Consider the following 9,374-nt stretch of genomic DNA (forward strand, 5'->3'; position numbering starts at 1 on the left):
TTTCTATTGCGCCGATGCCGGCAATTTAAATCCACGCCCGCCCAAATAGGCAGTTAACGCTGCCAAAGTCATATTTTCACCAGCCCAGTATGTACCTTTCGCCTCAGGCATTTTAACAGCTGGCCATTCACAAACGGCTATCATACCTGTGCATGGAATTTGTTGCTCATGTCCCGGTTTTGATTCAATACAGCTTAATTCAAACTTTTTCTTATCCAGTGCCAGAGCAGACCAGTTTCCTGCCTCGAGACGGCTGCTCCAACCTGCGCTGGCAGAGGGATCAGATACGGGATGCGTGATCCACAAATCAGTTTGCGAACTATTATAAATTAATACCAGTAACGGCTTTTCGGCTTTCAGATTAACCATTTCGCCCTGTGTTGCCAAGGGTTGGCATGATGAGGGAAAACTATCGCCTGCCGCAATACCGGTATTTGATATGACTAATAGTAATAATAACCAAAATTTCATTTTTATTTCTCCGCAAACAAAAAGCTATTGGTTGTCATTGCCAACCGTTATATCCTGAAGTAATCTTGATTTCAAAATTATAAAGGACTATTACTGTGCGTGTTCTACTTTTACTGGCTGCTTTAATCATCAACATTACCGCTTTTGCCGAAACATTAAAAGTCGGCGTCCTGCCATTTGCCCCGCCTTTTGAAATGCAAGCCGCACAGAATGATTATTTTACAGGCTTTGATGTTAATCTGATGACAGAAATCTGCCAACGCATCCAGGCACAATGCAATTTTGTACCGCTTAGTGCAGACCAATTATTCGTTCAGACCTATACCGGAACGATTGATCTGGCCATCAGCGCGATCAGTATTACCGCCGAACGGCAGCAAAGCTATTTGTTCAGTTTGCCTTATTTAGCCAGCGGCGGTCAATTTCTCGCTAATACATCCTCACAAATTAATTCGTTAACTGATTTGCGCGGTAAAACCATAGGCACACAAAAAGGTACCATTTTTAAAGCGTTCGTTATCGATACCCTGGCTGGTCAGGCGACAATTAAAGAATTTAACAGCCAGAGCGAAATGTTACAGGCCCTTGCTGATAAAACAATCGATGCTACCATATTTGATACCGGTACGGCAAAATACTGGGTTGCCAATAATGCCAACCTTTACAAATTAATCAGCAAACCAATAACAATAGGCCTCGGTTACGGTATTATGGCAAACAAATCCCGGCAAGATCTGATAGATCGTATCAACAAAGCCCTGGTGGATATGGAAAATGACGGAACCTATCTCAAAATCTATAAAAACTACTTTAGCCAAATGTCTTTTTAACTCTTAAAAAAAGTTATTTTTTATTTATTTATTTAAAGCACAGATTTTTAAATTTACTCCGAGCTGCCCCTCTCCCGCGAAAAGAATTTGAATAGTATACTGATGATCCTTCGCGGGAGAGGGTTGGGGAGAGGGAATGTCACGAATAATAATAGATGATGCGCTTTGGACAAATTTAAAAGAATTATTACCTAAGCCTAAAGGGAATCATAGGAAAGATGATTGCTTATTTTTGGAAGCTGTTTGCCGGATCCTTCGAATAGGGACTGCTTGGCGTGACTTTACCATTAGACTATGGCAATTAGAAAAGTGTTTACAAGAATTTGGAAGCAATAGGACGTAGTGTTGGTGGACTCAGTATACTGCTCTGTAAGGATGCTTTGCCTACGTAACTTCTTTGCGCGTTGCCTCAGTATCGATTGTCCACTTCCCTCTCCCCAACCCTCTCCCGCGATGAACCATCAGTATACTATTCAAATTTCTTTCGCGGGAGAGGGGCAGCTCGGAGTAAATTTAAAAATCTGTGCTTTAAATAAATAAAAAAATAACTTTAGGGGCGTTAGCCAATAGACCCAAACTACAACAAAATCATTTTACGTGTTAAACTCTTTATTCCTTTAACTGGGTTGTTGTCGTTATGAGTGTTAATGTTCCTGTCAAAACTATTCCTTCACTTCACCAAAACAGCATTATACGCTGGAAAGAAACGGGAGTTGTCCTGTGTCAGGTTGATTTTCTTGGCCTGGTTGAAGAAAATCATTCGTTTAATTATCAATTATGGCATGCAGAAGATCGCGCTCGCCGGGACGATATGGGTTTTGAATTTGTTTATCAGGCCAAACGGGAAATTGATCGTTGCAATCAGGAGCGCAATAATCGGATGGAAGCGATGGATGAATGGTTGTTTACCCGCTTAGATCCCGCAGGTGCTGAGACATGCCCTGTTCATTCAGAGACACCCGGCATGATGATTGACAGATTGTCGATTCTTGCACTGAAAGCATACCATATGGATTTACAGGTCAATCGCCAGGATGTTGACGAGGTCCACCGGCAAAACTGTCAGCGAAAAGTTAAAGTCATTCAGGCTCAGCAACAGCAATTATTCAGCTGTCTTGAAGAGTTACTCAAACAGGTAAAAGCTAAAAAACGGACTTTCAGAGTTTATCATCAATTTAAAATGTATAATGATCCGAACCTGAATCCCGAGCTGTATCTTAACAAGTAGGGATGGCTTCAGGCATGTTGTCAGGAAAAACCATAGTCTCCTGGGAGTGAGAGCGCCACAGAGCAGCAGGACGTTGATTAGCGCGTTTCATCGATTCCCCAAAAATGCCGTTACATGAGGCAATGCGCCCCATACCTTCAACTACTGCCCCTCTTCGGTGCCCTTCAGCACCAGATATTTGGGGCGATCTGCTAGCAGCAGGGGGCGGTACAATTTCTTCAGCTCGAATTTGAGACTGCTCTATTATTGGAGGCTCTTTGTAGACAGCTTGAAGCATCGCCATCACCTTAAGCCCTTGGTTAATTTCTAATTTGTCAGCTGCATCCGCATCGAGTGCAGGTATTGGCGGCGTGCTGATTTGCTGAATCTGTTGGGCTTGCTGCCGGTTTTCTTCTTGCGGCTGTTCTTCATTTTTCGGATCGTTAATGCCCGGCTTAAAACCGCGCGTCCAGGCACGTAAACCAAGAACAACGGCATAGACAGCCGCCGTAACAACCGTAATCCCCCACATCACAGGCGTATCCTGGTAATGCCCCTGGCCATCAGGCTCCTGTAAAAAATTGAGTGTAAAATCTGTTGCTTTTGGCCCCTTGCCCAAACCAGAAAAAAAAGAGCGGATTATTTCCGCCCATTCATTGATAAACGACTTTGGCGATGCCTCGACTTTAATCCCGTTGCCTATACTGGCACGAATGTCTTTAACTGAACCCAGGCCAATTTTTTGTGCATTGACTTTTTTAACAGATTCCAGAATTTTGCTGACTTCATCAAGTGAATTTTCTGTTTTCTCCTGAACGACTCGATGACGATAATTTCTAATCACTGAAACCAGGGTAAATCCCAGTAAAAAAGCCATTCCTATGGATACGCCGGCAATAATCAACGCTGGCGGCAGAACGCCTCCTGACATTGCAGTCACCGTGGCAACAAAAAAAATGACGCTGTTTAAGGCGCCATAAGCACTTAGTCCATGCCGGATTCCGGCAAGCAGGGACGATGTATTGGATAGTATTTGCAGGGAGGCAAGATGTTTCCTGTGCGTTGTATAACCATCAGTGATCTTGCAAAGCTTTTCAATTACATCAGCAATGTCCTGAGATAATAACTCTGAGGCGTTCTGATCCTGCTCGGTCAATTTGGCATTCAGTGTATTAAACAAAGAAACCATTTCCTCTCGTTTTTCTTTGTCATACAGCGCCAGATGTATTTTAGCTTCCGCAATCAGAAGATCACGCTGGTAATTGTATTCTTCATACATTCTTCCCAGAACACAGCAAACTGAATAAATTGAGCTTAATACGGTCATTGCAACCAGCGCAGGCCAACTAACAACACATAAACTGAATACCCCCAGGTAAAGGTAAAGGCTATCAATTAAACCACCATAGGCACAGGCCGCTAATGCCCAGACTCGGGTAGCCATATGCTGGCGGCCTTTTTGCGCAATCTTGTCGCGAATTGCATCACATTCAGCGCTGGTCATGCTTTGCTTCTTCTCAATCGCCTCTAACTCGTCGCCGTTTGTCTTCATCATGCCTTTGCGTGTCTCTATCATATAACGCAGTGCAATCCGGTTAAGAACCGACAGGCAACCAAAAGCGATTCCAAGCGGAGCCAACAAAAAACTCATATTTTGCTCAGCGCCAAGCAAATGGGCTATCAGTAAAGTGCTTCGTATCCCCTTATACGCATTTTTTAACGCTTTCAGTATATCCCGGATATATGGCCATGCTGTGACAAGACTACCAATAACAATATTCTTATCGTCTTCCTGAAAATGACTGCCTATCCAGGCAAGCGCTATAAGTGTTACTGATTCGAGAGCTGCGACCGCAATACCAATGGGCGTTAAAGTCCATTCGTGCATCACGTCTGAAGAAAGTTTATTGGTATTGTTACAGTAAAGATCAAAGATGTATTTGAGGGTGCTATAAGCAATGTTTAGTGCGTCGCATAGTGCGAATATATCGTAGATAGTGCCTGCTTTATGCCATTTGGCTGCGTACTGCCGGTTAATACGTTCGAATCTTTGCCACCATGCTTCCTGTACCTCGCGGGCATTTAGCGTTTTTAACGGATCCGATGCCTTTTCTGCGGTCATGACAGCGGCGGCCGTTTTTTTCAATTTAAATTCGTTCGTAATCTCAGTAGTCTTGGGCGGCATATTTGTTTTAATGCAACGGCTAAGATAGGGCGCATTGTACTGAAATATCGATCACATGGCAAGTCTTTTTTCACATTGCACTAAAAGTCAACAAAAAACTTAGAGCATCAACAATTTTATCATAAGTCCTCATAAAAAAACCATTGATTTTTACACACCCGCATCCATTCAATATTTGCACAAAAATAATTTGGGTTGCTATAGCTCGCCAGCAGCCTGAACTGAAAGAGGGCACTTGCTAAATCAGTTAAAAATGCGTATAAAGGAGCAATTGTGTTGGAGATTTGAACAAAATTGGCGTTTTAATTGGGTGGTCGCCTCTTAAATAGATAACCAGCACTTTCTTTTTTTTCCTAAATAATCCGCCATTTCCGGTTAAAACAATTCTGGAGACAGATTAATGCAGCAGTATAAATCGATATTGTTTTATGGCTTCGCTATTTTTGCCATGTTTTTTGGATCGGGAAATCTGGTATTCCCCTTGCAAATTGGAAGCCATAGCGGTAATAACTGGCTGCTGGGATTTGTTGGCTTGATATTGACTGGTATTCTATTGCCCCTGATGGGATTATTTGTCATTAAGTTGTATCAGGGTAATTACAAACGTTTTTTTGGCGAGGCGGGGAAACTGGCCGAGTTTTTTTTGCCGCTGGTCATGCTATCGCTTTTAGGTTCTTTTGGTGTCGTGCCGCGTTGCATTACTGTGGCTTATGGCAGCCTGAAATATCTCTACCCTGATGTTTCTCTTGTACTGTTTAGCCTGGTTTTCTGTCTGATAACCTATTTTTTCTGCCTGAATGATAAACTGATGGTGAAGCTGCTGGGTAAATGGATGAGCCCGGTTTTATTATTTTTATTGCTTGGCTTAATTGCCGTTGCTGTTTACAAAGCCCCGACAAATTCGATATTAATTGGCGCCAATAAAGCATTCAGTTATGGTTTTACTACTGGCTACCAGACCATGGATTTATTCGCGGCCTTTTTCTTTTCCTCGTTAGTCTTTCAGCAAATTCAGATGGAGCGGCCGAACTCTCCGCCGATTGAGATAGTCCGTTTTGCGATCAAACCCAGTATTCTGGGAGCAGTATTATTAGCTATTGTTTATTCCGGCCTGGTTTACCTTGGCGCGCATTACTCTTATCTGATATCCAATATCGCTCCGGAACTGATGCTGCCTGCAATCGCGTCTCAGGCATTGGGCAACAGCGCGACACTGTTAATGGCCATTACCATGTTTTTTTCCTGCCTGACTACCGCAGTGGCCCTGAACAACCTGTTCGCGCGCTATTTATGCAATCAACTGAAAATACAACGCGAGAAATTTTACTTATTGCTGCTGCTCACTACCAGCTTTGCCTTTATTATCTCACTGCTTGATTTCAGAGGCATAGCCGCGTTTCTGACCCCCATTCTGCAATTAACCTATCCAGCCATTATTGTATTAACTATAATGTGCATTTTTTTGCGGGGACAGCAACGTTTTAAAACAATAATGTTCTATTTGATAACATTATTTATCGGCGGAGCGAATGCAATGCATCTTCTTGCTTAACGTAAACGTTGTAACCTGTTAATATTTATCTTCTTTGTCAATTTATAAGAAGGGAGATCAATGCGATTGTCTGGTTTATTGTTTCTGACTTGGTCATTGCTATCAGGATACACTATGGCGGCTGAACAAAAAATTGTCTATGGTTATGTTGAAAAAGCGACTTTGGTCGATAAAGGTCTAGTGCTGTCGGCAAAATTGGACACCGGCGCCAAATCGGCATCGCTGAGTGCTGTAAAAATAGAACAAATCACCGTTAACGGCAAACCCTATCTCCGGTTTATTGTACCCAGCAAGCAGGGCGATGTTCAATTCACGGCCGAATATATTGGCCGGGTTAAAATTAAAGTCCGCTCTGGCGAACACCTCAAACCCAAGTCTGAGCCGCTTGAGCGGCCTGTTGTTTTATTGAGAATAAAAATTGGCGACATGGAGCGTAATATTCCGGTTAATCTGACCAACCGTAAACGGTTTATTTATCCGCTCTTGCTGGGCCGGGACGCCATCAAGCAGTTTTCCGGGCTGGTTGATCCGGGATCAGCATTTAACCTGCGTGGTAACGAAGGCCAACACAAATGAAATCAAATAGACGCCACGTATACGGACTTATTATTACCCTGTTTCTGGTCGGTACAGGATTGTTTCTCTATCGTCATCTGATACTTGATGTTCCGCTGACCGACACTGAAACCGTCAACAGCTGGATGGTGGAAGCCAACTTGCGTTTTACTGCCGAACATAGCGTTCCGGTCAAGGCAAGCTTTATCATCCCTTATATGCCGCCTTATTTTGCTATTCTTGATGAATACTTTGTTTCGCATAATTATGGCGTAACAACCAATCTGAGCGGCTACAACCGGCAAACAGTCTGGTCATTGCGAAGGGGTAGTGGTGCGCAGTCACTGTATTATCGCGCCATTTTCCGTGAAACGGACAGCAATGAAGCTATTCTAGGCAAGCCGCCGGCAGTCAAGGCGGTTATTCTTGAAGATAACCAGAAATCAGCGATCGATACCATTACCAGTCAGGTACGTCAGACCTCTGCCGATATTCAGACTTTTGCTCAAGGCACAATTAAGGAGCTGAATAAAAAGGATGGCAGCGCCAAGTTACTGGTCGGCAGCGATTTTAGTGATGACAATATTATTAAAGCAGCAATCACCGTCCTTAATCAGGCTAAAATCTATGCTATGCCGGTAAAAGGGATTTTTCTGACTGAGCAGAGTAAAGCCGACTTCAAATCGATGATAGTCGTTTATAATGACAAAGACTGGATTTATATTAATCCACGTACAGGCAGTGCTGGTTTACCTAAAAATTTCCTGATCTGGCAATATGGTTTTGAACCGCTTTATGAGGTCACCGGCGGTAAAAAACCGGTATTTAATTTTACCGTGTCGCCAACTCCGATTAACGCATTGACTGTAGCCAAGGCTCGCGGCCTGCAGACTGATTCACAAATGCTGCGTTTTTCACTGCTGCAATTGCCGGTTAATACCCAGGAAACCTATAAAATCCTGCTAACTGTTCCCATTGGCGCCTTTATTATTCTGCTCTTGCGTAATTTTGTCGGTATGAAGACCTTTGGTACTTTCATGCCGGTTCTGATTGCGCTGGCTTTCCGCGAAACCCATGTTATTTGGGGAATATTACTCTTCGTAATTATTGTATCGTTCGGCCTGCTTGCACGTTTTTATCTGGATCAGCTTAAACTTCTGCTGGTGCCTCGGCTTGCCGCCATTCTAACAGTTGTTATTTTATTAATGATATTTATCAGTGTCCTGTGTCAAAATCTGGGTCTGGAGTCAGGCTTGTCTGTCGCTCTGTTCCCGATGGTTATCCTTACTATGACTATTGAACGGATGTGTATTACCTGGGATGAGCGGGGCGCCGGTGAAGCCATTAAATCAGGCGCAGGCAGCCTAGTGGCAGCTGTTATTGCTTTCTGGGCCATGAATTATCCGCCGGTACAATATCTCGTTTTTGCTTTTCCGGAATTGTTACTGATCCTGTTAGCGCTGATTCTGTGGTTTGGCCAATATCGCGGTTATCGCTTAATGGAATTAATTCGCTTTAAAGCCCTGGCAGGAACAGAATAATGTGGCGCATTTACCAAAGCCTGCGAAAAAAGGGGATTTTGAGCATCAATCAGCGTAATAGCGATTATGTTCTGCGGTACAATCAACGTAAGCGTTATCCGCTGGTTGATGACAAATTACAGACTAAACGGCTGGCAATGCAAGCTGGAATTGCGGTACCGCAGCTTTATGAAATTATAGAAAGCGAACATCAGATTAAGAACATCGATAATATTCTGGCTCCTTATAAAGATTTTGTCATCAAGCCAGCTCATGGCGCAGGCGGTGACGGGATTATTGTAGTTACCGACAGGGTATTTGGCCGCTACCGCCAAATCAATGGCAAATTAACCACTACCCAGGAATTAAGTTACCATCTTTCCTGTTTGTTATCGGGTGCATACAGTTTGGGCGGCCATAGCGATTACGCTATTATTGAACATCGCGTTGTGGTTGATCCGGTATTTAAGGAAGTGAGTTATGAGGGCATTCCCGATATCCGGATTATTACCTTGCTGGGTTATCCGGCAATGGCAATGGTCAGGTTGCCAACCCGGTTGTCTGGCGGTAAAGCCAATCTGCATCAGGGCGCCATTGGGGTAGGCGTTAATCTTGCTACCGGCAAAACCCTGGGCGGAGTCTACCATAATGATGCCATTGATTTTCATCCTGATACCTTAAATCCGATAGTCGATATTCAGGTTCCTTATTGGAACAAAATTCTGGAAATTGCAGCCAGTTGCTTTGAGCTGACAGGCCTTGGTTACCTTGGAGTCGATATTGTGCTGGATAAGGATCATGGCCCCCTGATGCTGGAGCTTAATGCGCGTCCCGGCCTCAATATTCAGATTGCTAATCGCGAAGGGGGGGTTAAACGTTACCGCGCTATTGAAGAAAGAGCCATGCAAGGTAACGAATCGGTGCAGGAACGAGTTGCATTCAGCCAACAAGCCTTTGCCCGTTAAATGAATGTTGGGCTTCACAGCCCAATGGCGCTGCCTTAAGCTGTACAAAAATTGCGATATAGAAAAAAAGAGCTAAATATATATAGAAA

General features: G+C 43.6%; 8 protein-coding genes. 6 read left to right on the forward strand and 2 right to left on the reverse strand.

The window, feature by feature from the left end:
* Window positions 1-3: 3 nt before the first annotated feature.
* Window positions 4-471 carry a hypothetical protein gene (locus ACFORL_RS12325; RefSeq protein ID WP_382344479.1) on the reverse strand — a complete coding sequence of 156 codons (468 nt, stop codon included), beginning with the start codon at window positions 469-471 and terminating at the stop codon, window positions 4-6.
* A 95-nt stretch (window positions 472-566) separates the two neighbouring features.
* Here ACFORL_RS12325 and ACFORL_RS12330 point away from each other — a divergent pair, with 95 nt between their 5' ends.
* Together ACFORL_RS12330 and ACFORL_RS12335 are read left to right on the forward strand one after the other, a co-directional pair.
* A complete protein-coding gene (locus tag ACFORL_RS12330; protein WP_382344481.1) occupies window positions 567-1,301 on the forward strand; it encodes a transporter substrate-binding domain-containing protein in 735 nt (244 codons plus the stop codon).
* 637 nt (window positions 1,302-1,938) lie between these two features.
* Window positions 1,939-2,529 carry a DUF4254 domain-containing protein gene (locus tag ACFORL_RS12335; protein ID WP_382344483.1) on the forward strand — a complete coding sequence of 197 codons (591 nt, stop codon included), beginning with the start codon at window positions 1,939-1,941 and terminating at the stop codon, window positions 2,527-2,529.
* Here the strand turns inward: ACFORL_RS12335 and ACFORL_RS12340 are convergent.
* The gene (locus ACFORL_RS12340) at window positions 2,519-4,654 is read right to left on the reverse strand and encodes a hypothetical protein (protein WP_382344485.1); all 2,136 of its coding nucleotides are present in this window, start codon (window positions 4,652-4,654) and stop codon (window positions 2,519-2,521) included. The genes ACFORL_RS12335 and ACFORL_RS12340 overlap by 11 nt on opposite strands.
* A 439-nt stretch (window positions 4,655-5,093) precedes the next feature.
* Between ACFORL_RS12340 and ACFORL_RS12345 the strand changes: the two genes are divergently transcribed.
* From ACFORL_RS12345 to ACFORL_RS12360, 4 genes are read left to right on the forward strand one after another with little or no spacing between them, the layout of a single operon-like run.
* A complete protein-coding gene (locus ACFORL_RS12345) occupies window positions 5,094-6,245 on the forward strand; it encodes a branched-chain amino acid transport system II carrier protein (RefSeq protein WP_382344487.1) in 1,152 nt (383 codons plus the stop codon).
* 60 nt (window positions 6,246-6,305) lie between these two features.
* Window positions 6,306-6,821, forward strand: a complete 516-nt coding sequence (locus ACFORL_RS12350; protein WP_382344489.1) for an ATP-dependent zinc protease family protein — start codon at window positions 6,306-6,308, stop codon at window positions 6,819-6,821.
* Entirely contained in the window at window positions 6,818-8,341 is a 1,524-nt protein-coding gene (locus ACFORL_RS12355) for an inactive transglutaminase family protein (protein ID WP_382344491.1), read from the forward strand. The genes ACFORL_RS12350 and ACFORL_RS12355 overlap by 4 nt, the downstream gene beginning before the upstream one ends.
* On the forward strand, window positions 8,341-9,285 hold the full coding sequence (locus ACFORL_RS12360) for an alpha-L-glutamate ligase-like protein (protein ID WP_382344494.1): 945 nt from the start codon (window positions 8,341-8,343) through the stop codon (window positions 9,283-9,285). The genes ACFORL_RS12355 and ACFORL_RS12360 overlap by 1 nt, the downstream gene beginning before the upstream one ends.
* Window positions 9,286-9,374 lie beyond the last annotated feature (89 nt).

The organism is Legionella dresdenensis (genome assembly GCF_042649825.1).
Lineage (GTDB): Bacteria > Pseudomonadota > Gammaproteobacteria > Legionellales > Legionellaceae > Legionella_C > Legionella_C dresdenensis.